The 25,644-nt window shown below is 73.4% G+C and carries 25 protein-coding genes; 7 read left to right on the top strand and 18 right to left on the bottom strand.

What is annotated here, in order from left to right; translation table 11 throughout:
• Positions 1-36: 36 nt before the first annotated feature.
• From ACTHAM_RS05615 to ACTHAM_RS05595, 5 genes are all read right to left on the bottom strand, one after another.
• On the bottom strand, positions 37-612 hold the full coding sequence (locus ACTHAM_RS05615) for a hypothetical protein (protein ID WP_440685217.1): 576 nt from the start codon (positions 610-612) through the stop codon (positions 37-39).
• 28 nt (positions 613-640) lie between these two features.
• Positions 641-1,015, bottom strand: coding sequence for a DUF2255 family protein (locus ACTHAM_RS05610; RefSeq protein WP_440685215.1), 375 nt, complete (start codon positions 1,013-1,015; stop codon positions 641-643).
• A 38-nt stretch (positions 1,016-1,053) separates the two neighbouring features.
• On the bottom strand, positions 1,054-1,935 hold the full coding sequence (locus ACTHAM_RS05605; protein ID WP_440685213.1) for an aldo/keto reductase: 882 nt from the start codon (positions 1,933-1,935) through the stop codon (positions 1,054-1,056).
• On the bottom strand, positions 1,932-3,341 hold the full coding sequence (locus ACTHAM_RS05600) for an MFS transporter (RefSeq protein ID WP_440685211.1): 1,410 nt from the start codon (positions 3,339-3,341) through the stop codon (positions 1,932-1,934). The genes ACTHAM_RS05605 and ACTHAM_RS05600 overlap by 4 nt, the downstream gene beginning before the upstream one ends.
• Before the next feature lie 70 nt (positions 3,342-3,411).
• A complete protein-coding gene (locus ACTHAM_RS05595; protein WP_440685652.1) occupies positions 3,412-4,458 on the bottom strand; it encodes a zinc-binding dehydrogenase in 1,047 nt (348 codons plus the stop codon).
• A 152-nt stretch (positions 4,459-4,610) separates the two neighbouring features.
• On the opposite strand from ACTHAM_RS05595, the gene ACTHAM_RS05590 reads away from it, so the two are divergent.
• Together ACTHAM_RS05590 and ACTHAM_RS05585 are read left to right on the top strand one after the other, a co-directional pair.
• Positions 4,611-5,495, top strand: coding sequence for a helix-turn-helix domain-containing protein (locus ACTHAM_RS05590; protein ID WP_440685209.1), 885 nt, complete (start codon positions 4,611-4,613; stop codon positions 5,493-5,495).
• A complete protein-coding gene (locus ACTHAM_RS05585) occupies positions 5,492-6,196 on the top strand; it encodes a flavodoxin (RefSeq protein ID WP_440685207.1) in 705 nt (234 codons plus the stop codon). The genes ACTHAM_RS05590 and ACTHAM_RS05585 overlap by 4 nt, the downstream gene beginning before the upstream one ends.
• 10 nt (positions 6,197-6,206) lie before the next feature.
• On the opposite strand, the gene ACTHAM_RS05580 is transcribed toward ACTHAM_RS05585, so the two are convergent.
• The 5 genes from ACTHAM_RS05580 to ACTHAM_RS05560 form a co-directional block, all read right to left on the bottom strand.
• The gene (locus ACTHAM_RS05580; protein WP_440685206.1) at positions 6,207-7,418 is read right to left on the bottom strand and encodes an aldo/keto reductase; all 1,212 of its coding nucleotides are present in this window, start codon (positions 7,416-7,418) and stop codon (positions 6,207-6,209) included.
• A 50-nt stretch (positions 7,419-7,468) separates the two neighbouring features.
• Positions 7,469-8,434 carry an aldo/keto reductase gene (locus ACTHAM_RS05575; protein ID WP_440685205.1) on the bottom strand — a complete coding sequence of 322 codons (966 nt, stop codon included), beginning with the start codon at positions 8,432-8,434 and terminating at the stop codon, positions 7,469-7,471.
• Positions 8,435-8,547: 113 nt separating this feature from the next.
• On the bottom strand, positions 8,548-9,405 hold the full coding sequence (locus ACTHAM_RS05570; RefSeq protein ID WP_440685203.1) for an aldo/keto reductase: 858 nt from the start codon (positions 9,403-9,405) through the stop codon (positions 8,548-8,550).
• An 87-nt stretch (positions 9,406-9,492) separates the two neighbouring features.
• Entirely contained in the window at positions 9,493-10,407 is a 915-nt protein-coding gene (locus ACTHAM_RS05565; protein WP_440685201.1) for an MmyB family transcriptional regulator, read from the bottom strand.
• Between the two features lie 244 nt (positions 10,408-10,651).
• Entirely contained in the window at positions 10,652-11,044 is a 393-nt protein-coding gene (locus ACTHAM_RS05560) for a cyclophilin-like fold protein (RefSeq protein WP_440685199.1), read from the bottom strand.
• Between the two features lie 85 nt (positions 11,045-11,129).
• Here ACTHAM_RS05560 and ACTHAM_RS05555 point away from each other — a divergent pair, with 85 nt between their 5' ends.
• Positions 11,130-11,885, top strand: coding sequence for a 4'-phosphopantetheinyl transferase family protein (locus ACTHAM_RS05555; RefSeq protein WP_440685197.1), 756 nt, complete (start codon positions 11,130-11,132; stop codon positions 11,883-11,885).
• Between the two features lie 7 nt (positions 11,886-11,892).
• Here the strand turns inward: ACTHAM_RS05555 and ACTHAM_RS05550 are convergent, their stop codons facing one another.
• From ACTHAM_RS05550 to ACTHAM_RS05540, 3 genes are all read right to left on the bottom strand, one after another.
• Positions 11,893-13,254, bottom strand: coding sequence for a M1 family metallopeptidase (locus ACTHAM_RS05550; RefSeq protein WP_440685195.1), 1,362 nt, complete (start codon positions 13,252-13,254; stop codon positions 11,893-11,895).
• Positions 13,251-17,234 (bottom strand): Pls/PosA family non-ribosomal peptide synthetase, encoded by a 3,984-nt coding sequence (locus tag ACTHAM_RS05545; protein ID WP_440685193.1) that lies wholly within the window; start codon positions 17,232-17,234, stop codon positions 13,251-13,253. Before ACTHAM_RS05545 ends, ACTHAM_RS05550 begins: the two co-directional genes overlap by 4 nt.
• Positions 17,235-17,355: 121 nt before the next feature.
• Positions 17,356-17,556, bottom strand: a complete 201-nt coding sequence (locus ACTHAM_RS05540; RefSeq protein WP_440685191.1) for a three-helix bundle dimerization domain-containing protein — start codon at positions 17,554-17,556, stop codon at positions 17,356-17,358.
• Positions 17,557-18,072: 516 nt separating this feature from the next.
• On the opposite strand from ACTHAM_RS05540, the gene ACTHAM_RS05535 reads away from it, so the two are divergent.
• Both ACTHAM_RS05535 and ACTHAM_RS05530 read left to right on the top strand, forming a co-directional pair.
• Positions 18,073-19,251 (top strand): cation:proton antiporter, encoded by a 1,179-nt coding sequence (locus ACTHAM_RS05535; protein WP_440685189.1) that lies wholly within the window; start codon positions 18,073-18,075, stop codon positions 19,249-19,251.
• Between the two features lie 48 nt (positions 19,252-19,299).
• Complete coding sequence (locus tag ACTHAM_RS05530) at positions 19,300-19,446, top strand: zinc finger domain-containing protein (protein WP_440685187.1); 147 nt, start codon at positions 19,300-19,302, stop codon at positions 19,444-19,446.
• Positions 19,447-19,512: 66 nt separating this feature from the next.
• Here ACTHAM_RS05530 and ACTHAM_RS05525 read toward each other — a convergent pair whose 3' ends face one another.
• The 3 genes from ACTHAM_RS05525 to galE are packed head-to-tail and all read right to left on the bottom strand — an operon-like array spanning position 19,513 to position 21,490.
• Positions 19,513-20,334: an HAD family hydrolase gene (locus ACTHAM_RS05525; RefSeq protein ID WP_440685185.1), complete on the bottom strand. Its 822-nt coding sequence runs from the start codon at positions 20,332-20,334 to the stop codon at positions 19,513-19,515.
• On the bottom strand, positions 20,331-20,495 hold the full coding sequence (locus ACTHAM_RS05520) for a hypothetical protein (RefSeq protein ID WP_440685183.1): 165 nt from the start codon (positions 20,493-20,495) through the stop codon (positions 20,331-20,333). Before ACTHAM_RS05520 ends, ACTHAM_RS05525 begins: the two co-directional genes overlap by 4 nt.
• A 44-nt stretch (positions 20,496-20,539) precedes the next feature.
• Entirely contained in the window at positions 20,540-21,490 is a 951-nt protein-coding gene (galE, locus tag ACTHAM_RS05515; RefSeq protein ID WP_440685650.1) for a UDP-glucose 4-epimerase GalE, read from the bottom strand.
• Between the two features lie 223 nt (positions 21,491-21,713).
• Between galE and ACTHAM_RS05510 the strand changes: the two genes are divergently transcribed.
• Both ACTHAM_RS05510 and ACTHAM_RS05505 read left to right on the top strand, forming a co-directional pair.
• Complete coding sequence (locus ACTHAM_RS05510; RefSeq protein WP_440685181.1) at positions 21,714-22,214, top strand: hypothetical protein; 501 nt, start codon at positions 21,714-21,716, stop codon at positions 22,212-22,214.
• Between the two features lie 95 nt (positions 22,215-22,309).
• On the top strand, positions 22,310-23,728 hold the full coding sequence (locus ACTHAM_RS05505) for a 4Fe-4S binding protein (RefSeq protein WP_440685179.1): 1,419 nt from the start codon (positions 22,310-22,312) through the stop codon (positions 23,726-23,728).
• 10 nt (positions 23,729-23,738) lie between these two features.
• On the opposite strand, the gene ACTHAM_RS05500 is transcribed toward ACTHAM_RS05505, so the two are convergent.
• Positions 23,739-24,857, bottom strand: a complete 1,119-nt coding sequence (locus tag ACTHAM_RS05500; protein ID WP_440685177.1) for a sensor histidine kinase — start codon at positions 24,855-24,857, stop codon at positions 23,739-23,741.
• Positions 24,854-25,606, bottom strand: coding sequence for a response regulator (locus ACTHAM_RS05495; protein ID WP_440685174.1), 753 nt, complete (start codon positions 25,604-25,606; stop codon positions 24,854-24,856). Before ACTHAM_RS05495 ends, ACTHAM_RS05500 begins: the two co-directional genes overlap by 4 nt.
• Between the last annotated feature and the right edge of the window lie 38 nt (positions 25,607-25,644).

The raw sequence follows: 25,644 nt of genomic DNA, 5'->3' as shown, positions 1-25,644 counted from the left end.
TGCGCGGCACGCGACGCCGCGACCCCCGTGCGCGGATCAGCCGATCGGCTCGGCGACCAGTCCGACGATGAGGTCGTCGTCCACCCCGAGCAGTCGCAGGATGTCGGCGGCGAGCGCGTCGGCCAGGTCCGCCCGGGCGTCGTCGGGCAGCTGGGCGGCCGCGATGACCGTGACGTCCGCCCGGCTCGCGGCCCGCGCCGACACGGGTACGGCCTCGATGGCCGCGACGACGTCCTCGCGCACCCGGGCGGGCAGGTGCCGCGTGCCCGCACGCAGGAACGTCAGCTGCCGGATGAGCAGATCGGCCTCCTGGGGGTGCTCCCAGTGCAGCCGGCCGGTGAGCCTGATGCTCATCGCCAGGCGGCGGAACGGATCGGTCTCACCGGCCAGTCGCTCGTCACGCCAGTCCTCGTATCGCTGCGCGGCCTCGTCGAGCGCGGCCTCGAACAGCTCGGCCTCGAGGCGGGGGGCGCCGACATGCGCGGCCCCCACCCCTTCCATGACGGGCTGCTGAGCGTGGCCTTCGTGGAGGACCCCGACGGCCACCCGGTCCAGCTCGTGCAGCGGCTCGACGGCTGAGCCAGGACCGCGGATGGTGGCGCCGGACCTCATGGCTCCCGTGTGCGCACCCGGCCGACGACTACTCCGGGATGACGCGCAGCGTGCCCGCCCAGGTGCCCGACCCGGTGATCGCACCGACCGGTCCGGGTCCGTAGCGGTCGTACTTGAGGTGCAGCGCCTCGTCGATCTGCGGATGCACCTGCGGGTCGGGGGCCTCGAACCGCACGTCGCGTTCGACTCCACCGGCGATAATCCGGCCGCGTCCGGACTCGGTGGCACGTCGGAACCACGGGTTGTCGGTGCCGCGCGCCGAACGCACGTACACCTGGTGGCCGGTTGCGGCGACCCAGATCGTCACGAACGGCCGAAGGCTGCCGTCGGGGCGCCGGCTGGCGACCCGCAGCTCGGTGGCCCCTCCCACACGGTCCAGCTCGTCGGCGGTCCAGCTCGTCATGGCACTCTCCTTGTCTCGGGGTGGGCACGCCACCCGGTTCAGGCCTCGGGGATGTCGCGGTGGAACGTCTCGAGCGTGATGACCTCCGGCTCGGGCCCGCGGCGCACGCCCTGGTCGAGTGCGTCGATGGTCGCGAGCTCCTCGGGCGTGAGCGCGACGTCGAAGACCGCGAAGTTCTCCGCGATGCGGGCAGCCTTGGTCGACTTCGGGATGGCCGATCGGCCCTGCTGCAGGTGCCAGGCCAGCATGACCTGAGCGGGCGTCCTGTCGTGGGCCTCGGCGATCGCCACGATCGCGGGGTCGTCGAACGTGCGACCCGCACCGGTGTCGCGGTACGAGGTGATCCCCCCGATCGGCGACCACGCCTGCGACACGATGCGGTGGGCGGCGTCCGCGGCCTGCACGTCCCGCTGCTGGAAGTACGGGTGGATCTCCACCTGGTTCACCGCGGGCACCACCGAGGTGGCGGCCAGGAGCGCATCGAGGTGCTCCGGCATGAAGTTCGAGACGCCGATCGCCCGGACCTTGCCGTCCTCGAGCAGACGCTCCAGCGCGCGGTAGGCGTCGATGGTCAGGGCGAACCGGCCCGGCAGGGCCTGGTGCAGCAGGAGCAGGTCGATCTGCTCGACGCCCAGCTTGCCTGCGGACTTCTCGAACGCGTGCAGCGTCGCGTCGTAGCCGTAGTCGCTGATCCAGACCTTCGTCTCGATGAACACCTCCTCGCGCGGCACGCCCGAGGTGGCGATGGCCTGGCCGACCTCTCGCTCGTTGCCGTACGCGGCCGCGGTGTCGATGAGCCGGTAGCCCACCTCGAGCGCGGTGCGGACGGACGCCACGGTCTCCTCGGGCGGTGTCTGGAACACCCCGAGCCCCAGCGCCGGCATGAGCACCCCGTTGTTCAGGGTGAGGGTCGTGGTCATGGTGTCTCCTTGATCGATCGGGACGGGTGACGCAGGGTGAGGCTCAGCAGTGCGGTGGCCGCGACGAGCACGGCGACGGCGCTCAGGGCGATCCGCTGACCGTGCAGCAGGTCGGCCTGGGAGGCCAGGACGGCACCGACGGCCGCCACACCGAGGGAGCCGCCGACCTGGCGCGCCGTGTTCAGCACACCAGAGGCGGTCCCGGCACGCTCGGCGGGTACGGCGTCCAGCAGCAGGCTTGTCAACGGCGGCACGGTGAACGAGCCACCGACGCCGACGGGGATCATCAGCACGGCGACGACCCATGTCGGCGCGGTCGCGGGGGTCAGGACGAGGCAGACGAGGCCGGCGACCAGCACCAGCTGTCCGCCCACGATCGGGACGACCGGTCCGGTGCGCACGGCCAGCCGGGCGGCCAGCGGGTTGAGCAGGGCCACCAGTCCGGTCATCGGCAGGAACAGCAGCCCCGTGGTGAGCGGGTCGAGGCCGCGTGCCTGCTGGAAGTAGAGCCCCTGGACGAACACCAGACCGTAGAAGCCCACCATGCCCATGAACGCGGCCACCAGGCTCACGGTGACGCGCCGGGACCGGAACAGGTCGAGCGGCACCATGGGGTGCGCGCCGCGCGCCTGGGTCCGCAGGAACACCGTGGCGGCGAGCACCGCGACCACGGCGGCCGCCAGCACGGGGGTGCTGCCGTACCCCAGATCGGCGCCCTCGATCACGGCGAACGTCGTGCCCGCGAGGGCGAGCACGGCGGTGACCTGGCCGGCGGTGTCGAACGGCACGACGCGGCGCGGGGAGTCGCCGACGCGCGCGAGCACCACCAGGGCGAGCACGCCGACGGGCAGGTTCAGGTAGAAGATCCATCGCCAGTCGGACTGCGCGAGCACGCCTCCCAGGATCGGACCGGCGGCCGCGGCCACGGACCCGCCCATCGCCCAGTAGGCGATCGCCCGGGTGCGGGCGGCCGCGTCGGTGTACTCCTGCCGGATCAGCGCCAACGACGTCGGGGTGATCAGCGCGGCACCCACGCCCTGCAGCACGCGGGCGACGACCAGCAGGACCAGGTTCGGCGCGAGCCCGCACAGTGCGGAGGCGGCGACGAACAGCACCATGCCGACCCCGTACGCGCGCCGCGCCCCGATCCGTTCGGAGAAGGTGCCCCCGAACAGCAGCAGCGCCGAGAAGCTCAGCGTGTAACCAGTGACGACCCACTGCAGCGCGGACAGGTTCCCGCCCAGGTCGTCGCGGATGGTCGGCAGGGCGACGTTGACGACCTGGGAGTCCAGGGCGACGACGAAGAACCCGAGCATGGCCACCGCGAGCGCGGCACGCGGGCTGCGGGAGGGCGGCGACGTCGTCACGGCGACGTCCGGGCGGGTGGTGCTGGGCTCGACGGTCATGAGGATCCTCGGTCGCGGTTCGCAGGGTGGGACGCCCGCGACATCGGGGGCAGGGGGTGGGTGCGGACGCTCAGGGCAGGACGACGACCTTGAGCGCCTCGCGCGAGTCCATGGCGCGGTAGCCCTCGGCGACGTCGTCCAGCGAGACGGTGCGGTCGAACACGCGGCCGGGGTCGAGCGCGCCGGAGAGCACGTCGGGCAGTGTCTGCTCGAGGTACGCGCGCACGGGCGCGGGCCCGCCCGTCAGGGTGATGTTCTTGGCGAACAGCGACGCCCAGCCGACCGGTGCCGACTCGTACTGGGGCACGCCCACGCGCGAGATGATGCCCCCCACACGGACGATGCCGTACGCCTGCTCGTAGGCAGGCATGTGCCCGACGGCCTCGATGACCACGTGCGCGCCCTGGCCGGCGGTGAGGTCGCGCACCGCCGCCACCCCCTCCTCGCCGCGTGCGGCCACGACGTCGGTCGCCCCGAAGTCGCGACCGAGCGCGGTGCGGTCCGCGTGCCGGCCCATGAGGATGATCCGCTCCGCTCCCAGCCGCCGCGAGGCCAGCACCGCGGACAGGCCCACCGCACCGTCGCCGATCACGGTGACGGTGCTGCCGGGGCCCACGCGGCCCCTGTGCGCCGCGTGGTGCCCGGTCAGGAACACATCCGAGAGGGTCAGCAGGGAGTTCAGCAGCGCGTCGTCGGTGTCCTCCAGCGCGGTGCCGGTCTTCACGAGCGTGCCGTCGGCCTGCGGGATGCGCACCAGCTCGGCCTGCGCTCCCCCGATGCCACCGGTGCCGAAGAAGTGACCGTGCTCGCACGAGGTCTGGAAGCCCTCGCGGCAGTACACGCAGGTGTTGTCCTGGATCCCGAAGGGGCAGATCACGAAGTCGCCGGGACGCACCGACGTCACGTCGGCGCCCACCTGTTCGACGACGGCGAGCAGCTCGTGGCCCATCGGTCGGCCGACCTTGGCCGCCGGGAAGTCGTGCCAGCGGTGCAGGTCCGAGCCGCACACGCAGGCCCGCACGACGCGGAGCACCGCGTCGTGCGGCTCCTGGATCGTCGGGTCGGGTACCTCCTCGACCCGGATGTCACCGGCGCCGTACAGGAACGTCGCTCGCATCGTCATGTCCTCGCTGCTGCGTGTGGGGACCCGGACAGACCGGGAGTGTCGGCCTCTACGACACCACCGTGGACGCCACCGAGGAACGCTCTGCCGACGGGTGTACTGCCAGTACGTGGCTCGGCACGCGCGTGCCTCGTACCGTCGAGGCCATGGATCAACGGGACGAGGTGCGCGACTTCCTCGCGTCACGCCGGGCACGGCTGAGCCCGGCGGACGTCGGGCTGCCCGCCGGCACCGGGCGGCGTCGGGTCGCCGGTCTGCGCCGCGACGAGGTCGCCGTGCTGGCGGGGGTCTCCTCCGAGTACTACGCGCGCCTCGAGCGCGGGAACCTCGCCGGGGTCTCCGACTCCGTGCTGGACGCCCTGGCCGGGGCGCTGAGGCTCGACGACGCCGAGCTGGCGCACCTGCGCAACCTCGCCCGGGCGGCCAGCCAGCCCGCGCGTAAGCGCCGCACGCCGGCCAGGCCGGCGCCGGTCCGTCAGTCCCTGTGCCGGGTGCTCGACGCCATGGGCACCGTCCCCGCCTACGTGCGCGACTCCCGCATGGACATCCTGGCCGCCAATGCGCTGGCCAAGGAGCTGCATGCACCGGTCTTCCGCTACGCCGAGCACACCGGCACGACGCCGAACACGGCCCGGTTCGCGTTCCTCGACCCGGCGGGTCGCGACTTCTACCCCGACTGGGAGACAGTCAGCCGGGACTGCGTGGCCGTGCTGCACGCGGCCGCCGGTCTCAACCCGTACGACAAGCCCCTCTCCGACCTCGTCGGCGAGCTGTCCACGCGGTCGGAGACGTTCCGCACCCTGTGGGCCACGCACGACGTGCGCGTGCACCGCACCGGGCTCAAGCGCCTGCACCACCCCGCCGTGGGTGTCCTCGAGCTCGACTACGACGTGATGGAGCTGGTGCAGGAGCCCGGCGTGCTGCTCATCGCCTACAGCGCCGCACCCGGCACCCCGGCCGCCGACCGCCTCGCGCTGCTGGCCACACTCGCAGCGACCCACCACGCCGAGGCCGTCGGCCCGACCGCATGAGCCGGCTCCGGCTCGACCGGCGCACGTTCCTGAGGGCCTCGCTCCTGCTGGGAACCGGTGCGGTGGCGGCGGCGTGCACGGCGGCGCGGACCGACGGCCCGGACGCCACCCTGTCTGCCCGAACCCCTGCCGCCGACCACCCGGAGACGACTCCTGTGCCTTCCTCCGCGCCGACCCCCGGGTCCACGATCCTGCTGGCCTACTTCTCCCGCGCCGGTGAGAACTACTGGTACGGCGGCCGCCGCGACCTCGAGGTGGGCAACACCGAGGTGCTGGCCACCCTGATCGCCGACCGCCTCGGGTGCGACGTGTACCGGATCGAGGCGGCCGACCCCTACCCGCACGACTACCGCGAGACGGTCGACCGCAACGTGCGCGAGCAGGACGAGGACGCCCGGCCGGTGATCGCGGGAGCTCTGCCCGACGTGAGCGGGTACGGCACCGTGATCCTGGCCAGCCCCATCTGGAACGTGCGACCGCCGATGATCATGTCGACGTTCGTCGAGGCGTTGCCCCTGCGTGGTGCGACCCTGCTGCCGGTCACGACGCACGCCATGAGCGGTCTGGGTCGGGCCGTCGAGGTCTACTCCGCCCTCGCGCCGGACGCGATCGTCGGCGAGGGGCTGGCCGTGCGCGGCGAGGAGGTCGCCGAGGCCGGGATCGACCTCGACGACTACCTCGCCAGGACGCTGCTGCGCTGAGCCTGCCGCCCTACCGGGTCGGCGCCTCGACGCCGCTCAGAGCCAGCACCCCGCCGGGCAGCCTGTCGCCCTCGACCCCGAGGTCCGCCAGAGCGGCGTCCAGCGCGGCGAGGTCGTCGGTGGTGAGGGAGAGCTCCTCGGCGCCGAGGTTCTCCAGCAGGTGTGCCGTGCGGGTCGCACTCGGGATCGGGACGATCCACGGACGGCGCGCCAGCAGCCACGCCAGCGAGACCTGGGCCGGCGTGGACCCCGTGCGCACCGCCCAGTCCTGCAGCAGCTGCACCACGGCCATGTTCGCCGCCATGTTCTCCGGGCTGTTGCGGGGCACGCCGGCGCGGAAGTCACCCGGACTGAACACGGTGTACGGGCTGATGGTGCCCGTCGCGAACCCGGCTGCGAGCGGGGTGAACGGCACGAAGCCGATGCCGAGCTCCTCGCACAGCGGCAGGACGTCGTCCTCGGGACCTCGCCACATGACCGAGTACTCGTTCTGGATCGCGGTCAGTGGCTGCTCGGCATGGGCGCGACGAACGGTCTCCAACCCTGGTTCCGACAGCCCGAGGTGCCTCACCTTGCCCTCGGCGATGAGCTCCCGGACAGTGCCGGCCACGTCCTCGATCGGTACCTGCGGGTCCACCCGGTGCTGGTACAGCAGGTCGATGTGGTCGGTCCGCAGCCGCTGCAGCATCCCGTCGACGGCCACCCTGATGTGCTCGGGCCGGCTGTTCAGGCCACCCACCATGCGACCGGTGTCCGGGTCGATGTCCCAGCCGAACTTCGTGGCGATGACCACCTGGTCACGCACCGGCTCGAGCGCCTCGCCCACGATGGCCTCGGACTCGAAAGGCCCGTACGCCTCGGCGGTGTCGAAGAGCGTGACGCCCTGGTCGACCGCGCCGCGCACGAGGGCGACCATGTCCTCACGGCTGGTCACCGGACCGTAGAGCGTCCCTGGCATGGTCTGGCACCCCAACCCGATCGTCGACACCTCGAGCTCGCCGAGCCGACGCGTGGTGCTGAGGGTGACCGCCGCCGGTGCGGGAGCACCCGGCGCGCGACGGGTGGTCGACGAGGACCCGCTGGCCGTGCCGGGAGGAGCAGGCTCGGACGTGCAGGCGACCAGGCTCGCGGCGAGCGGCAGTGCTGCGATGCCCGCCACGCCCTGGAGGAAGCCGCGTCGGCCCACCGTGCGGGTCGACGCGGTGGTCGATGTCTCGGTCATGAGCTCTCGCCTCTCGTCGTACGGGTGTGGGTGTCGGACGCAGGGTCAGGTCAGCGGCCGCGCTGACGGCGCGCGAACGCGCCGATGAGCCCTCGGCGTGCCCACCACCCCGGGCCACGGCCGATCGTGATCGGCATCGAGCGCCGGGTGAGGGTGGCCGGGTGAGGGCCACCGCGCTCACCGGTGTTCAGGGCGTCGATCCGGGCGAGCTCGTCCGCGGTGAGCTCGAAGCCGAGCACGTCGAGGTTCTCCACGATGCGGCGCGGGGTGATCGACTTGGGGATCGCCGACCGTCCCTGCTGCAGGTGCCACCGCAGCACGACCTGCGCGACGGTCGCGCCGTGCTCCTGCGCGATGCCCGTCAGGACCGGGTCGCGCAGCACGTCGGGTGCGGCGCTGCGGTCCCGCGAGGAGTACCTGGTCACGCCGCCCAGCGGCGACCACGCCTGCGTGACGATGCCGCGCCTGGTGTCGGCCGACTGGGTCAGGTTCTGCGTGAAGTACGGGTGCAGCTCGACCTGGTTCACCGCGGGGACCACCTGCGTCCGGGCGAGCAGGGCGTCCAGGTGCGCGGGAAGGAAGTTGCTCACGCCGATCGCGCGCACGCGTCCCGCGGCCAGCAGCCGCTCGGCGGCCTCGTAGGCGGCCACGGTCCGGTCGAACTCGGTGGCGAGCGGCTGGTGCAGCAGGTACAGGTCGACGTAGTCGGTGCCGAGCCGCCGCAGGCTGTCCTCGAACGCGCGTCGCGGCCGCTGGTCGCCGTAGTCGCTGATCCAGAGCTTGGTCGTGAGGAACAGCTCGCTGCGGTCGACGCCGGATCGACGCACACCTTCGCCGACCTCACGCTCGTTGAAGTACACGGCAGCGGTGTCGATCAGGCGGTACCCGGCACCGAGGGCGGTCTCGACCGCGGCGGCCGTGTCGGCCGGGGCGCTCTGGAAGACGCCCAGGCCGAGCGCGGGCATGGAGATCCCTGTGCTGAGCGGGATCACCGGAACCGGGGAGGTGGTCGTCATCGTCCTGTCCGTCCGTGTGGCGCGGGGGTGGTGAGGGGGTGCTGGCAGTACGCGCGTGCGAGTGCTGCCAGCGGTGCACCCTGAGGGCAGGGGGTGCACCGCTCCGTGGCGGATCACCCGATGCGGGCGCCGCCGATCTGAGCGACGAACGCCGGGTCGCGGTGGTCGAACGCGACACTCGCACCGGTGTCCAGCGTGGCGATGCGGGCCATGTCGTCGTCGGTGAGCTGGAAGTCGAAGACGTCCAGGTTCTCCGCCATGCGCTCAGGGCGCACCGACTTGGGGATGACCACGACCCCGCGCTGGACGAGCCAGCGCAGCGCGACCTGCGCCACGGACTTGCCGTACACCTGCCCGATCTCGGTCAGGGTCGGGTTGGTGAAGATGTCGTTGCGCCCCTCGGCAAGCGGACCCCAGGCCTCGATCTGCACGCCGTGCTCGGCCATCAGCGTCTGGTAGTCGGCGCGCTGGAAGAACGGGTGCGTCTCCACCTGGTTGACGGCCGGGACGACGTCCGTGTTCGTGATGAGGTCGACCAGCCGGTCGGGGTAGAAGTTCGAGACGCCGATCGCACGAACCCGGCCCTGGCCGTACAGGTCCTGCATGGCACGCCACGAGGAGTACACGTCCCCGTACGGCTGATGGATCAGGTACAGGTCCAGGTGGTCCAGGCCGAGGCGCTCCAGCGACGCGTCGAACGCCCGCCTGGTGCCGTCCTCGCCACCGTCATGCACCCACAGCTTGGTCGTGATGAACAGCTCCTCGCGCGGGATGCCGCTGGCGGCGATGGCCCGGCCGACACCCGCCTCGTTGCCGTAGACGGCCGCCGTGTCCAGGTGCCGGTAGCCGGCCGCCAGCGCGTCGGCTACGACCTGCTCGGTCTGCTCGTCGGGCACCTGGAAGACACCGAAGCCGAGGATCGGCATCGGCACGCCGTTGTTCAGGGTGACGGACGGGATCTCGATGGACATGCGGAGGACCTCTCGTGACGGGTGCGCACGTGTGCGTGCGACTGGCGGTACCCGCGCGGCGCGCGGGGTGTGTCGGTGGTGCGGGAGCTACGCCTTCGGCTGGGGCACGCTCGTGGCGGGCGCCTCGACGGCCGGCTGCGCCTCCTTCAGGGACGTCGCGGCCCAGCTGGCGAGCAGGTCGAGGGCGTGCGCGGACGGTGAGCCGGGCTCGGCGCTGTAGACGAAGATCATCAGACCCGGGTCGGACGCGAGGGCCAAGCCCTCGTAGGCCAGGTCCAGGTCACCGACGACCGGGTGGTGCAGCCGTTTGATGCCCGTGCTGTGCACGCGCACGTCGTGCGAGGCCCACAGGGTGCGGAACTCCTCGCTGCGGGTCGACAGCTCGCCGACCAGGTCGGTCAGGCCACGGTCGAACGGGGTGCTGCCTGCGGCGAGGCGCAGTGCGGCGACGGTGTCCCGACCGGTCTGCTCCCAGTCACGGTAGAAGTCCACCGCCCGCGGGCTCAGGAACCGGAACCGTGCCAGGTTGGCGGGCCGGCCGGGTTCGTCGAACAGTGGCGAGTTCAGCGCCCGGCCCAGCAGGTTGGTGGCGATGAGGTCTCCCCGGGTGTTGCCGACCCAGGCGGGCGCGAGCTGACTGTCGAGGAGCTGCTGGATGCCCGGGCGCACGGTCTGCAGGCTCGGCCTGCGACGTGCGCTCGCCCGTGTGCCCGCTCCGCCTCCCGAGCGGGCCAGGTCGAACAGGTGGGCGCGCTCCGCGTCGTCCAGCAGCAGCGCGCGGGCCAGCGCGTCGAGCACGCTGTCGGAGGCACCGGCCACGGCGCCACGCTCGAGCTGCGTGTAGTACTCGACCGACACCCCAGCCAGCTGCGCGACCTCGCCGCGACGCAGGCCCGGCACACGGCGACGGCCCCCGGGCAGGAGTCCGACCTGCTCGGGGGTGACCTTCGCGCGACGCGAGAGGAGGAAGTCCCGCACGTCGTCACGTCTGCTCGTCGCCATGCCCACCACGGTAGGAGTCGTCGTCCAGCGGAGGGAGTTGCCGCGGGTACCCCCCTTGGCCGACCCACCCCTGCGGGGTCGGACGCGCCTTCCGCAGCGGGTCGGCCGTCAGGTCGCCCCCGCACCGGGCACCAGGGGGTGCACCTGCTCTCCCGTGTCCACCCGGTGCCGCAACGCGCGCGGACGAGCGTCGTTCTCCACTCACCTCGGCGCTCGTCAGGGGGTCCTGCGAACCCTCACGCGGTTATGCCGCCGTCTGCGGCGATGGCCGCTGCGGTGATAAAGCTGGCCGTTCCTGAGGCAGGCGCCCGGTCTTCTCGACGCCGTTCAGGTCGGAGACCGTCAACGTCAGCGGCAGCTGGTCGATGAGCGCACGGCTCGGTGCGGTGTCCCACAACCTGCCCTCCAGGACCGTCTCGCCGACGCGGATGGGGCTGCCGGCGTTCGACGGCGCGGCGGACGAGCGCGCGGCGGTCGCACCGGCGGCCGTGGGCGCCGTCGGTGCGACCGGGTCGGACGCCGTCGAACCGCCGTCGGAGGCGGGACCGCGGACGTCGGCACCAGAGCGGGCGCCGAGGGTGGCCGCGACCAGCCCGACGAGCGCGACGACGGACCAGCGGGGACAAGGAAGGGGCATGTCGGGGAGGCTAGGCGGCGCCGGCCACGGGTGGGAGGGCCATCCTGGACCCCCCTGCACGGCGTCGGTGCGCGAGAGTGGTGGCGTGCAGGCAGGTGTCGCAGGTCCGAGGGTCGACGTCTGGGCGACGGCTGCCCGCGACGTCGACGTCAACCGGCTGGTGCCCGTGCTCGACGCGGCGGAGCTCGCCCGCGCCGAGGCGATGCGGCCTGCTCGACGGTCGTCCTTCGTGCAGGCCCGGGCGTTGCTGCGGGGCGCCCTGGGGGCACGGCTCGGGCTGCCGCCGGACCAGGTCGGGCTCCGGGCCGCCTGCCCGGAGTGCGGGAGGCCGCACGGACCCGTCGTGGTGCAGCCACGACCCGACAGGGGTGAGGCGCCCTGGCAGGTGAGCCTGACCCGCTCCGGCCCGCTGCTGGTCGTGGCGATCACGGCGACGGGTCCGGTCGGCGTCGACACCGAGTCGCACGCGCAGGTGGCACGGGCGCCGCTGGCCGAGGTCGCGTTGTCCGAACCCGAACGGCAGGCGTTCGAGCGGCTCCCGGACGACCGGCGCGCCGCTGCGCTGACCCGCGCATGGGTGCGCAAGGAGGCCACCCTCAAGGCGTGGGGCACGGGGCTACGGGTCGCACCCGACCTGGTCGACGTCCGCCGGGACGACGTGCGCCTCGCGCGCGGTGACGCACGCCCGGCCATGACCGCCTGGGTCAGCGACCTGGAGGTGGGTCCGGGGGTCGGCGCCGCGGTCGCGGTGCGCACGAACCCGGGCAGCGGACCGTGGCCCGCGCCTCAGGTCGAGCTGCACGACGGCGCCGCCGTCCTGGAGCGGGTCGCCGTCGGGTGAGCCTGGCTCAGCGGCGGGCCGGCGACGACACGGCGAGCGGGGGCAGCACCGGCAGGTCCAGCCAGGCGTGCAGCAGGTCGCCGACCGTCGAGGCGAGCACCTGTCCCCCGCACTCGCGCGCGTGGGCGGTCGCCAGCCCTCGGAAGTCGTCGGTCCCGGCGCTGCGATGCGCGAAGGCCGCGGTCCAGGCGCGCACCAGGTCGAAGAAGGCGGTGTCGCCGAGCACCGTGCGCAGCGCGTGCAGGCTCAGCGCACCCCGCTTGTACACACGGTCGTCGAAGATGCGCGGGTAGCCCGGGTCGGCGAGCACCAGGTCCTGCGGGAGTGCCGCCAGCCGCGCGTGCCACGTGCGTGCCAGGGCATCGGCGCTCGGACCGCCCGAGGCCTGCGACCACAGCCACTCGGCGTAGCAGGCGAACCCCTCGTTCAGCCAGATGTGGCGCCAGGAGGTCACCGAGACGCTGTTGCCGAACCACTGGTGCGCGAGCTCGTGAGCGATGAGCCGTTCCTCGCCGCCCGTCGCCCGCAGGTTGTTCGCACCGAAGATCGCCACGCCCTGGGCCTCGAGCGGGATCTCCAGCTCGTCCGGGGTGCACACCACGGTGTACGCGGCGAACGGGTACGGCCCGAAGGTCTCGCAGAAGAAGGCCATCAGCGCACCGTGGTGCGCGAGCTGGCGGCGCGCGGTGGCGACCAGTGCGGTCGGCACGAGCGCCCGCTGCGGTGCGGGGCCCTCGGCCAGCACGATCTCGTCGTACTGACCGATCTGGACCGTGGCGAGGTACGTCGAGGTGGGGTGCTTCTCGTCGTAGACCCACGTGGTGGCGCTGGCCTTGGTCCGTCGGCCCACCAGGACGCCGTGCGCCAGGGCACGGTAGGGGTTGTCGACCGTGAGCGAGGTCCGGTAGGTCGCCTTGTCGTCGGGGCGGTCGTTGCACGGGAACCAGGTGGGGGCGCCGGTGGGTTGGCTGGCGACGACCACACCGTCCTCCAGCTCCTCCCAGCCGACCAGCCCCCACGGGCTCGGCGCGGGGCGCGGGTTGCCCCCGTAGCGGACGGTGAGCGTCAGGTGCGTGCCCGCCGGGACCTCCCCTGACAACCGGACCGTCAGCCGCCCGCCCTTGTGGTCGTACCGCGCCAGGGTCGCGCCGGTGACGGCGACCTTCGACACGGCCAGCCCGAGGAGGTCAAGCACCACGGCGCGCGTCACCTCGAGCGTGACGACCTGCAAGGTGGCGGTGCCCTGGAGGCGGTTGGTGGCCGGCCGGTACGTCAGGTCCAGGTCGTAGTGGGTCACGTGCGTGGCCCGGTCGCCGTGGGAGGTGTCGTACGGGTCGCCGGCGGGTGCCCCGCGGGTGGTCGCCTTCACGCGTCGACCCGCGCCGTGCTCGCCGTGCTCCCTGTGCTGCCGGTACGCCACGGGGCGATGGGGTTGCCGACCCACCGGGTCCCCGCCGGGACGTGCTCACCGCGCAGCACCAGCGATGCCGGCCCCACGCTGGCACCGGCACCGAGGCGGGCCGCCGGCAGGATCACACCGTGCGGTCCCAACGTGGCACCGGCGTCGAGTCGCACCGTGTCCAGGCTCATCACCCGGTCGTGGAACAGGTGGGTCTGCACGACGCACCCGGTGCCGACCGTCGCCCCGTCACCCAGGCGGACCAGGTCCGGCTCGGGCAACCAGTACGACTGGCACCACACGCCACGCCCGATCCGGGCACCCAGAGCTCGCAGCCACCACACCAGCGCGACAGTACCGGTGGCGGGGTCGGCGAAGAACGGGGCCGCGACCATCTCGGTGAAGGTGTCCGCCAGCTCGCCGCGCCACACGGCCGAGGACCACAGCGGGTGGTCGCCGGCCCGGTGCCGCCCGACGAGCACCCACTTCGCCACCACGGTGACCAGCGCCGCGACCACGCCCGCGGCCGCCAGGACGAGCCCCCCGACGGCGCACGCGATCACCCACCCCGTGGAGAGGACCACGGCCTGCAGGGCGAGCAGCGTCGCCAGGCTGAGGGTGCTCAACGTCAGCGCCGGCACCAGCCGACCGACCTCGACCACCGCTCGCGCCGCCCGCAGCCGCGCGGGCGGGTCGTAGGTCCGGGCGGGGTCGTCGAGCGTGGCTGCGCGCGGCAGCAGCACCGGGGGGCTGCCCAGGTAGCTGGAACCGGCCCGGGTGCGCCGCGGCGTGGCCGACAGCACGGCGACCAGGCCGTTCTTGGGCACCGTGCGTCCCGGGGCGGTCATGCCGGAGTTGCCGACGAACGCGCGCCGGCCGACCTTCGCCACGGCCACCCGCACCCAGCCGCCGCCCAGCTCGTAGGGCGCGACCATGGTGTCGTCGGCCAGGAACGCCCCGTCCTTCAGCCGCATCATCGAGGGCACACCGATGACGGTCGAGATCTCGGTGCCGCGGCCCACCTGCGCCCCGAGCAGACGCATCCAGAGCGGCGTCGCCACCGAGGAGTAGAGCGGGAACAGGATCGTCCTGGCCGCGTCCATCAGCCGTTCCGTGGCCCACGCCTGCAGCCCCTGCCGTGAACGGACCGGGTGGTAGCCCTCGCCGAGGTGCAGGCCGAGGACCCGCACGCAGACCACGACGAGCGCCGCGTACAGCACCGCGGCCCCGAACGCGGCCGGCAGACCCACGACGAGCGCCGGGCCGAACGCCTCGGCGAGCGTGTCCGTGCCCTGCACCGCGAGCGCGACCAGGACGAGCGCACCCGTGACGGCCAGGGCGGGCAGCGCGGCGACGACGGACCCGACGAGGGAGTAGGCGAGGACCCACCGGGCGGAGCGCCCGTCGGCGGCGGGCCGTTCGGTGGGCCAGGGGTGGCGCGCCTCGTGCACGCGCGCGGCGGGTGAGCCCGCCCAGTACTCCCCTGCGCCGGTGCTCCCGTGCACGGCGGAGCCGGCGGCGACGTCCGTGCCGTCGCCGATGTGCGCGCCCGGGCATAGCACGCTGCGCGCACCGACGGTGGCCCCGGCCCCGATGGTGATGCGACCGATGTGCAGCACGTCGCCGTCGACCCAGTGGCCGGACAGCTCGACCTCGGGTTCGACGGCACACCCGTCGCCGAGGGTGAGCATGCCGGTGACGGGCGGCACGGAGTGCAGGTCGACGTCGCGGCCCATACGCACGCCCAGAGCCCGCGCGTACAACCACACCCAGGTGGCCGTGGCGGGTGTCACCGCACCGAAGGACTCGGTGAGGCGTTCGGCGGCCCACAGGCGTAGGTGCACCGACCCGCCGCGGGGGTGTTCCCCGGGGCGCACGCCGAGCAGCAGCAGGCGTGCCCCGAGTGCGCTGACTCCCATCCGTCCCACCGGGCTGACCGTCAGGAGCCAGCCTGCCAGCACCCACCACACGGACACGGGCTGCAGCCACGGCACCGGCGCCAGGGCGTGCAGGACGAAGTTCATGGAGGCCAGCGCGGTCAGCCAGCGCAGCGCGACGAGGGTGCGCAGCACCAGCACGGTCGCCAGCTGGACGACCTGGCTGGCGACGCCCACCGGGCGGACGTCGGCGGCGGGGGCACTGGCGACGGGTGCCTCGTCGGCGTCGGGCCAGGTGGTCTGCAGGTAGTCGGCCAGGTCGCCGACCTCGGGATGGTCGTAGACGTCGGCCACGGTGGCCTCCGGGTAGTGGGCGCGCAGCGCGGAGACCAGCTGCGCGGCAGTCAGCGAGCTGCCACCGCGCAGGAAGAAGTCGTCCTCCGCGTCGGCCGGGTGCACACCGATGACGTCGACCCACTGCTGCGCCACCCAGGCGGCCGTGCCGGTCAGGTGCGTGTCGTTGCCTGGGCCGTCGGCCCCCGGCACGGGCCACGGGAGCGCGTCGCGGTCGACCTTCCCGGACGTGCGGGTGGGGATCTCCTCGACGACGGCCAGCAGCGGCAGCATCGACCCGGGCAGGGTCTGGCGCAGCCGGGCGAGCAGCGGGGCGGTCTGCACGGGGTCGTCACCCGCGGGCACCACGTAGCCGACGAGGAGTGCCGACCCCGACGCGGTGCGCCGCACGGCGGCCGCGGCACCGGCGATGCCGGGCAGGGCGAGCAGGGCGGCGTCGACCTCACCGAGCTCGATCCGATGCCCGTTGACCTTCACCTGGTCGTCGGCCCGCCCCACGAACACCAGGCCGTCGTCGTGCCGTTCGACCAGGTCACCGGTGCGGTAGGCGCGATCCCAGCCCAGGGCGGGCAGGGCGGCGAACCGTGCGGCGTCCAGCTGCGGGTCGAGGTAGCGGGCCACGCCGACGCCCCCGATGACCAGCTCACCGGTCGCCCCCTGCGGAACCGGGGTGCCGTCCGGTCCGAGCACCGCGAGGTCCCAGCCGTCCAGCGGGAGCCCGATGCGCACCGGTCGCCCGGACTCGAGGGGCGCGGCGCACGCCACGACGGTGGCCTCGGTCGGACCGTAGGTGTTCCACACCTCCCGGTCGGGGTGCACCAGGCGTTCGGCCAGCTCGGGCGGGACGGCCTCGCCGCCGAAGATCAGCAGCCGCAACCCTGCGAGTGCCTCAACGGGCCACAGCCCGGCCAGGGTGGGCACGGTCGAGACGACGGTGATGTCCCGTTCCACGAGCCACGGGCCCAGCTCGGTGCCTGCGCGCACCAGCGAGCGTGGGGCGGGCACGAGCGTGGCCCCGTACCGCCAGGCCAGCCACATCTCCTCGCACGAGGCGTCGAACGCGACCGACAGGCCCCCCAGGACCCGGTCGCCCGGGCCGATCGGGGCGTGCTGCAGGAACAGGTTCGCCTCCGCGTCGACGAACGCGGCCGCGTTGCGGTGCGTCACGGCGACACCCTTGGGCTTGCCGGTCGAGCCCGAGGTGAAGATGATCCACGCGTCGTCCGTGACGGTCGGTCGCTGGTCCCCGGCGGCCGGGGACGTCGAGTGCACCGGGCTGCCGTCCGGGTGGGTCAGCTCGGGGCCGTCGCCCAGGACGACGCGCACACCCGCCTCGTCGAAGATCTGCCGGGCCCGCTCGGCCGGGTCGTCGGCGTCGACGGGCACGTACGCGGCGCCGGCGCGCAGCGCGGCGAGGATCGACAGGTACAGGCCGACCGTCCCGGAGGTGACACGGATGCCGACCCTGTCCCCGCGGCGCACACCCACCGCCGCGAGCCGCCCCGCCCGCAGGCGGACCGCCTCGTCGAGGGCGGCGTACGTGAGGACCTCGTCGCCGTCGTCGATCGCGACCGCCAGGGGGTACCTTCGCACGGTCTCGGCGAACACGTCCACGAGGGTCCGCGCCGAGGGCGCCCTGGACGCGGCGCGCAGCGGGTCGGTCGCAGGTCTGGTGGTGCTCACCGTTCGTCTCGTTCCCGCCCGGGCGCACCCGGGCATCCGCCGTGGCGACAGGCCTCCTGGGGCCTGGCGCCGCGGATGCTCTCACACGGGGGTGAACACCTGGGGTGCCGGCAGGCGCGACGGGCCTGGTGAGCGCGCACCGCAGCACCCTGGTCGGTCACCTGCCGTTGGCGCCGCGGTAGGTCTCGACCAGCTGGCGTTCGATGAGCACGGGCACGAAGTCGTGGATCGTGACGTCCACGAACCGGGCGTGGTGCTCGGCGACGTCCCGGTCGATGCGTTCTCGACCCAGTCCCGGGAAACGTTGGTCGAGCCGGACGGCAAGCTCCGTGAGCGCACGCTGCTCGTCATGTGCCATGCATCGACCGTCGCCGCTCGAACGCGGACGGTCAAGACCTGACGGCCCGGTCGATGCGGGTCACTGAGCCCGCGCCGACCGGGAGGCACCGCGGGGAGAAGGACCACGTCATGCCGCCGTCGGTCAACCGGTCCAGCGCGAAGCACTACGCGGCCTCGCCCGCCGTCACCGAGTACCACGAGTTCCCCGGACGTTCGCACTGGATCTGCGCCGAACCGGGCTGGGAGGAGGTCGCCGACCACGCGCTCGACTGGGCACTCGCGCACGCCGGACGCGAGGCGCACGCCGGCCACCACGACGCGGAGGGTCCGCTCGACCAGCGGCGACGCACCGAACCGCACCGAACCGGATGTGCCGCCGCTGGCGAACCGCCCGGCAGTACGGTGGCACGGTGTCGAGCCGCAGAGATGGCGTCGTGGTCCACTCCGGGGTGCTCGACGGCCGATGGTTCCCCGTCGCCGACGGCACCTCGACCGGCCGGTCACGTCCGGACCGCCCCACCCCGGATCGCATCGCATGACCACCACCTACACGGCACTGTTACCGGTCTTCGCGGTGGCACTGCTGAGCCCTCTCGTCGTCGGCGCACTCCCGCGGCGGTGGAAGGTCCCGCAGGTCGTGCTGCTGCTCGCCGGCGGGGTGCTGATCGGACCGCAAGGGCTGGGTTGGTCGGACCCGGCCGCCGTGCAGACGCTGTCCGACCTGGGCATCGGCTTCCTGTTCCTGCTCGCGGGGTACGAGCTGGATCCCCGCCTGATGCGGCAACGGGCGGGCCGGTTGGCCCTGGGCGCGTGGGGTACGTCGTTGGTGTTCGCCGTCGTGCTCGTGGCGCTCGTGCTGCGCCCGGCCTCGCCGCAGGCGCTCGCTGCCGGCGCGATCGCGCTGGCCACGACCGCTCTGGGCGTGCTGCTGCCGATCCTGCGTGACTCCGGGCAGCTCGGCACCCGGCTGGGCACGACCGTCTTCGCCGCAGGCGCGGTCGGCGAGCTGGCTCCCATCGTCGTGATGGCCCTCCTGCTCGGCAGCCGGCGGAGCAGCGTCGCGGCTGCCCTGCTGTTCGCCTTCGCGGCGCTGGTGGTGGCCCTGGCCGCGGTCCCGACCCGGATCACCCTGCCCCGGGTGAGCGCCCTGCTCCTGCGGGTCGAGCACGGCACGGGTCAGAGCACCCTGCGGCTGACCGTCGTGCTGCTGGTGGGCCTGCTGGCCACCTCGGCGGCGCTCGGCTTCGACGCGATCCTGGGAGCGTTCCTCGGCGGCATGGTGCTGCGCCGCTGGGCACCGGGCGACGTCGAGCAGCTGGAGGGCAAGCTCGACGTCGTGGGCTGGGGTGTGTTCATCCCCGTGTTCTTCATCGGCTCGGGGATGGGGCTGGATGCGGCCTCGATCCTGCGGACGCCCTGGCTGCCGCCGGTGTTCCTGGTCCTGTTGCTGGTGGTGCGCGGCGGTCCTGCCCTGTTCTGGCTCCGCCGTGACCTGGGCGCCCGTGAACGGGTGCAGGTGGCGCTGTACAGCGCCACGACGTTGCCGCTCCTGGTGGCGCTGACCGAGCTGTCCGTCGACGAGGGGCTGATGCCCAGGGACACCGCGGCGGCGCTCGTCGGCGCTGGTGTCCTGTCGATCATCGTGTTCCCGCTGGTCGCCCAGCGGCTGTCCGCGGAGCCGAGTGCTGTCGAGGGGCTGGTCGCGAAGCGGTGACGTGCGGCCGCTCTCGCCACCTCGGGCCGCGGCTGGCAGTCTGGCGGCATGAGCCCTCTCGAGGTCCGCTGCCCCCGGTGCGACTCCCCCGCCGGCACCCCGTGCTCCACGAGCGAAGGTCAGGTGCGGGACCACCCGCACCGTCGACGCACGGCCGCCGCCCGGCTCGAGACCGACGCCGCGCAGGACTCGTAGCTCGGGTCGCCCGCACCGGCCGGGTCTCGCGTCGGCTCTGGAGACCTGAGGGCCCCCGCCCGGGGCTCACTCGCGCAGCAGGCCGAGCTCGCCGAACAACGTCACGAGCCCCTCGCGCTGCGGACCGGGCGCCACCCGGTCGGCCACGGCGAGGACTTGCGGGTCGGCCCCCTCGATCGCCACACCGGTCCCCGCCCAGGCGATCACCTCCAGGTCATTGAGGCCGTCGCCCACCGCGACCGCGTCGGCCCGGTCCACGCCGAGCTCGCGGGCGGCGATCTGCGCACCGATCGCCTTGTGCACGTGCGCCAGGTAGATCTCACCCCCGGAGGCGGACAGCAGCGGAACCGAGGCCTCGATCGTGGCGACCCGGGGTCCGATGTGCGCGCCGAGCTCGGCGGTCTCGATGCGCGAGCCGAGCACGGTCACCTTGCTGAACGGGGCCGGGAGTCCCTCGGGCCTGGTCTGCAACGAGACGAGGAAGTCGGGCACCGCACGGCGCACGCCGTCGTCGCGGGCGCCCGTCGCGCCGAACGCGCGCAGCACACGGTCCCGTGTGCCGGGCGCGGCCAGCAGCGCGGTCGGCGACTCCAGGATGTAGTCCGCGCCGTGCTCGTCGAGCACCTGGACCGTCCTGGCCGCCAGGTCGGCGGGGAACCGCTCGTCGCGCACCACGCGCCCGTCGATCTCGACGTACGCACCGGCGCTGGCCACGAGCCCGTCGAAGCCCGCCCCCACGATCGACTCCGGCAGCATCGACACCGGTCGTCCGGTGCACAGCAGCACCTGGTGGCCACGGGCGCGGGCGGCGCGGACGGCAGCTACGTGCCCCGCAGGCACGACCCCCCGCGCCGCGTAGGTCCCGTCGACGTCGAGGAAGACGATCACCGCGGGAACCTGCCGGCGTCCACCTGCTGCGACGAGCCGGGCGGCGGCACCTCGATCACGACGCGGGAGGCGGCGACCACGGCATACCGGTAGCGGGCGGCGACCCGGTCCTGCGAGGCGGCATGCCCGCGCAGCGGGTGGCAACGTGGCGTCATGACCATGGCCCCATGGTGGCGCACATGGGCAGGTGCAGTCCGGACCGCGCTCAGACGGCCGCCCGCGCGCGCCAGGCGGAGGCCAGCATGTCGTGCAGCGTGTGCGTGTTGCGCCAGCCGAGGTCACGCGCCGCGAGCTCGCCCGACGCCACGATGCGTGCGGGGTCGCCGGGCCGACGCGGGGCGACCTGCGGCTCGAGGTCGACGCCGGTCACGGCGGCCGCCGCGTCCATGATCTGCCGGACGGAGCTGCCCTCGCCGCTGCCCAGGTTGTACACGCGCTGCAGCTCGGTGCCCTGCTCGAGCGCCCGTGCCGCGGCGACGTGCGCGGCCGCGAGGTCGGCCACGTGCACGTAGTCGCGTACGCACGTGCCGTCGGGGGTCGGGTAGTCCACGCCGTTGATCCGGGGGGCGCGCCCCTGCGCGAGAGCGTCCAGCACGAGCGGGAACAAGTTGTGCGGGCTGGTGTCCACGACCTCGTCGGTCCCGGAGCCGACCACGTTGAAGTAGCGCAGCGAGGTGTGCGCGAGCTCGACGGCCCGCGCCTGGTCGCGCAGCAGCCACTCGCCGATGAGCTTGGACTCACCGTAGGGCGACTCGGGGCGGGTGGGGGTGTCCTCGGTGACGAGGTCCACGTCCGGGGTGCCGTACACGGCGGCCGACGAGCTGAACACGATGCGCGGCACGTCGACGCGTGCCATCGCGGCCAGGAGCGAGGCCGTGCCCGTGACGTTCTGCTCGTACGTGTGCAGGGGTCGCTGCACGCTCACACCGGCGTACTTGTAGCCGGCCAGGTGCACGACACCGGAGACGGCGTGGTCACGCAGGGCTCCGGCGACCAGGTCGGTGTCGAGGATCGTGCCCTCGACGAGGGGTACGCCGGCCGGCACGAACGACGCGTGCCCGGAGGACAGGTCGTCGAGCACGACGACGTCCAGCCCGACCTCGCGGAACGCCCGCACGACGTGGGCTCCGATGTAACCGGCACCGCCGGTGACCATCCAGGTACTCACAGCTCCTCCTCGATCGCGACGCTCTCGCCGAACAGAGTATGACACGAACGAACAGAACTGAACACACTCGCCCACAAGCACACGGCTCGTCGGCCAGCGACCGGCGATGAAGTTCTGATGGAGATCGGCCGCCCGGACCGCAAGGTCCCGCGTCGCGCGCCGCCCTGCACCCGACAGTGGGCCCGCCACCTCGACGCGAAAGAGCTCACCGATGCGCCCACCCGTCCCCCCTCGCCACCTGCTCGCCGCCGCAGCAGCCGGCGTGCTGCTCGTGCTGTCCTCCGCCCCGGGGCAGGCAGCCGACGACACCACGGAGCACGACCACCACGCGGCGACCGCTCCGGCCACCCCCGGCGGACCCGCAGCGAGCGCCTCCGCCGGAGCCGCGCCGAGTGGCACCGCCGGGCCTGCGCAGACCGCCGGGCCCGGGCAGGGCGCGACCGCACCGGACGGCTCCGCGGGGGCCACCGACACCGACGACCCGTCGGGATCGCACGACCTGGACGACATGGCCGGGATGGACCACGGCGAGAGCGGCGCACCGGCGCACGAGGCCGCCGGGACCACGAGCAGCACACCGCGCCCACGGGTGGCGGCGCTGTCGAGCTTCGGTGCGGTGAACCTCGCCGTGCTGGCCGCGGCCGCCTGGCGGCGACGCCGCGAGCGGCTCCATCCCCGTCACCGACCCCGCCGCTCCCCCGGCCCTGCCTGACCGCACCCGACCGCACCACCCGGCAGCACCACCTGGCTGCACCCGACCGCACACCACCGCCCCCGATCTCACGCCCGCCGACCCGAGGAGCTCCCATGAGCGCCCCCGCCCCGCCCCTGGACGACACGGTCGTCGACCCCGACACCCTGCCCGACCTGAGCCCACCACCCGCGGGCCGCAACCTCCTGACGGTCCCGTGGGTCGCCCGCACGCTGCGCAGCGGCTGGTACCCGAAGATCCTGCAGATCCCCGTCACGGCCGTCTTCGGGCTCGTGGCCTACCAGCTGCTCGTCGGGCCCGACGTCGCGCACGAGAACGCCGGCACCGCCCTGATGTGGGTGCTGTGGTGGCCCGTCATCCCCATCGTCTTCGTGCTGCTGGGTCGGTTCTGGTGCGCGGTGTGCCCGTTCGGGCTGATCTCCGACACGGTGCAACGCTGGGTCGGGGTCAACCAGCCGGTCCCGCGGTTCCTGAAGAACAACGGCATCTGGCTCATCGACGCCTCGTTCCTGGCGATCACCTGGGCCGACCACGTGTGGGGCATCGTCGAGTCGCCGTTCGGCTCCGGCATCCTGCTGCTGCTGCTGACGACGGCGGTGATCGCCTCGGGGGCGTTCTTCCAGCGCCGCACGTTCTGCCGCTACCTGTGCTTCCTCGGCGGGCTGTCGGGCAACTACGCCCGCACCGGCATGGTCGAGCTGCGCGCCGACGCCGAGGTCTGCCGCACCTGCACGGCGAAGGCCGCCTGCTACAACGGCACCGAGAAGGTCGCCGGGTGCCCGCTGTTCACGTTCCCGCGGACCATGGAGGACTCCGCGAACTGCAACCTGTGCGCCAACTGCGTGAAGTCGTGCCCGAACGACGCGATCACGATCCGCGTGCGCAAGCCCACCTCCGAGCTGTGGTTCCTCGACAAGCCCCGCCTCGAGCAGTCCGCCCTGGCCATGGCGATCATGGGCATCGTCCTGATCCAGAACGTGACGATGCTGAGCATCTGGCAGGACGTGCTCGACGAGATCGCGGCGCTGACGGGCATCACCAGCTACCCGGTGATCTTCACGCTCGCGTTCGCCCTAGCCGTCTCACTGCCCCTGGGACTGCTCGCGCTGGCCAGCCGCGTCGCCGCCCGGGCCAACCTGGAGAGCACCTGGCAGAACTTCGCCCGGTTCGGGTACGCCCTGATCCCGCTCGACGTGGCCGGGCACCTGGCGCACAACCTGTTCCACCTGCTGGCCGAGGGCGGCTCGGTGTACACCACGGTCGCGAACCTGTTCGGTGCGGGCGTCACCGGCGACGCCGCCCTGGTCGGTGCGGGCACGATCCAGGTGCTGCAGTTCGTGCTGCTCGCGCTGGGTGCGCTCGGCTCGGCGTACACCGCGCGGCGGATCGCGTACCGGCGCTACCGCACCGCCGCCCGCCGCCGCGCCACGCTGACCCCGTTCCTGGCTGTCGTCGCGCTGCTGACGGCCGTGAACGTGTGGCTGTTCCTGCTGCCCATGGCGCACCGCATGTGAGGTGCCCCCGTCAGGCGGGTGGCAGCACGACGGTGAACACCGCACCCTGGCCGGGACCGGGGCTGTCGGCCGTGATCGTGCCGCCGTGCGCCTCGACGAGCGCCCGGCTGATCGCCAGCCCGATGCCCGCGCCGCCGCGTGCGCGGTCACGGGCCGTGTCGGCCCGGTAGAAGCGCTCGAAGAGGTGCGGCAGGTGCTCGGCACCGATGCCCTCGCCGTCGTCACCGACCTGCAGCAGCAGGCGCCCGGAGGCGTCGGACCGCGCGGACACGGTGACGTGCCCCCCGGGGGGCGTGTGCCGCAGCGCGTTGGTCACGAGGTTGTCGAGCACCTGCGCCAGCCGTTGGGCGTCCACGTCGACGTCGGGCACGCCGGGCTCCACCGTCGCGGTCAGGTCGACGCGCGCAGTCGCAGCCCGTTCGGCACCGGCACGGACCGCCGCATCCACCAGGTCGGCCGCCGGCGTCCGGCGCCGGTCGAGCTCGAGGTCCCCGGACTCGGCACGGGTCACCGCGGCCAGGTCGTCGGCCAGGCGCGTCAGCCGTCGCCCCTGCTCGCGCAGCAGGTGCACCGTGGCGCCGTCGAGGGGGTGCACACCGTCCTCGACGGCCTCCAGGTAGGCGTCGATCGTGGCGACCGGGGTGCGCACCTCGTGCGCGACATCCGCCAGCAGCCGGGCCCGCAGCCGCTCGGCCTCGGCCAGCCGGGCGGCCATACCCGAGAACGACGCGGCCAGCTCGTCGAACTCCACGCCCAGCCCGGCCGAGGTCACCGGGGTGTCGTACCGTCCGGCACCCACCAGCCGTGCCGCCGCCGTCACCGACCCGAGCGAGCGACCGATCCGTCGGGTGAGCACCACGCTGACCGCCAACGACGCCACGACGGCCGCCAGCAGGGCGACCGCGAGCGACAGCGCCGAGGCCGAGGTGAAGGCCTCCTCGGCGTGCAGGATCGTCGCCTGGTGCGCGCCCATGCCGGCGCGCACCATGTGCTCGTGGAAGAGGGTCGGACCCGTGGCCGCCGCCACCACCCACGCGGTCACCGTCCCCACGCCGATGACGACACCCAGCGCCACCAGCAGCCGGGCAGCCAGACCTCGCCGCGCCCACCAGCCGCGCACCGCGCTCATCGGCCTGTCCCGATCCGGTACCCGACACCCCGCACCGTGCGCACGTACTGCTGCCGTTCGGCGGTGTCGCCGAGCTTCTGGCGCACGTGCAGGACGTGCACGTCCACCAGGTGCTCGTCGCCGACCCACCCGGCGCCCCAGACCGCCTCGATGAGCGCGCGGCGGGTGAACGCGCGCGCCGGCTCGGCTGCGAGCGCCGCCAGCACGTCGAACTCCGTGCGGGTCAACGGCACCGGTTCCCCGGCCAGACGCGTCTCCCGGCCGGTCGGGTCGATCACCAGGTCACCGACCTGCAGCGCAGGCGCCGCGGGGGCGGACGTCCCGCCCGGCGGGCGCCGCGGCCTGCGCATGAGGACCGCGATGCGGGCCATCAGCTCGCGCGGGCTGAACGGCTTGGTCATGTAGTCGTCGGCACCGACCGACAGGCCGATCAGGGTGTCCACCTCGTCGGCGCGGGCGGTCAGCATGAGTACGTAGCAGTCGGAGAAGGTGCGCAGCCGGCGGCACACCTCGACCCCGTCGACGCCCGGCAGGCCGAGGTCGAGCACCACCACGTCCGGGTCGACCTGCCGCAGCACGTCGACGGCGTCCGCACCGTCGTGCACCAGGTGCACCTCGAAGCCGTCCCGGCGCAGGTAGCTGCCGACCAGGGTGGCCAACGGCACCTCGTCGTCGACCACGACGGCCCGACGCGGTGCCGACGGCGCGTGCCGGTCCGCCGACGGGTGAGGAGGGGTCACCCGGTTCATTGTCCGCGACCCGTCACGCGCCGCAGGCCGACGCGTCG

The sequence above is a fragment of the Cellulomonas soli genome (genome assembly GCF_052036975.1).
GTDB lineage: Bacteria > Actinomycetota > Actinomycetes > Actinomycetales > Cellulomonadaceae > Cellulomonas > Cellulomonas soli_A.
This window is presented reverse-complemented; position numbering and strand designations above follow the sequence as displayed.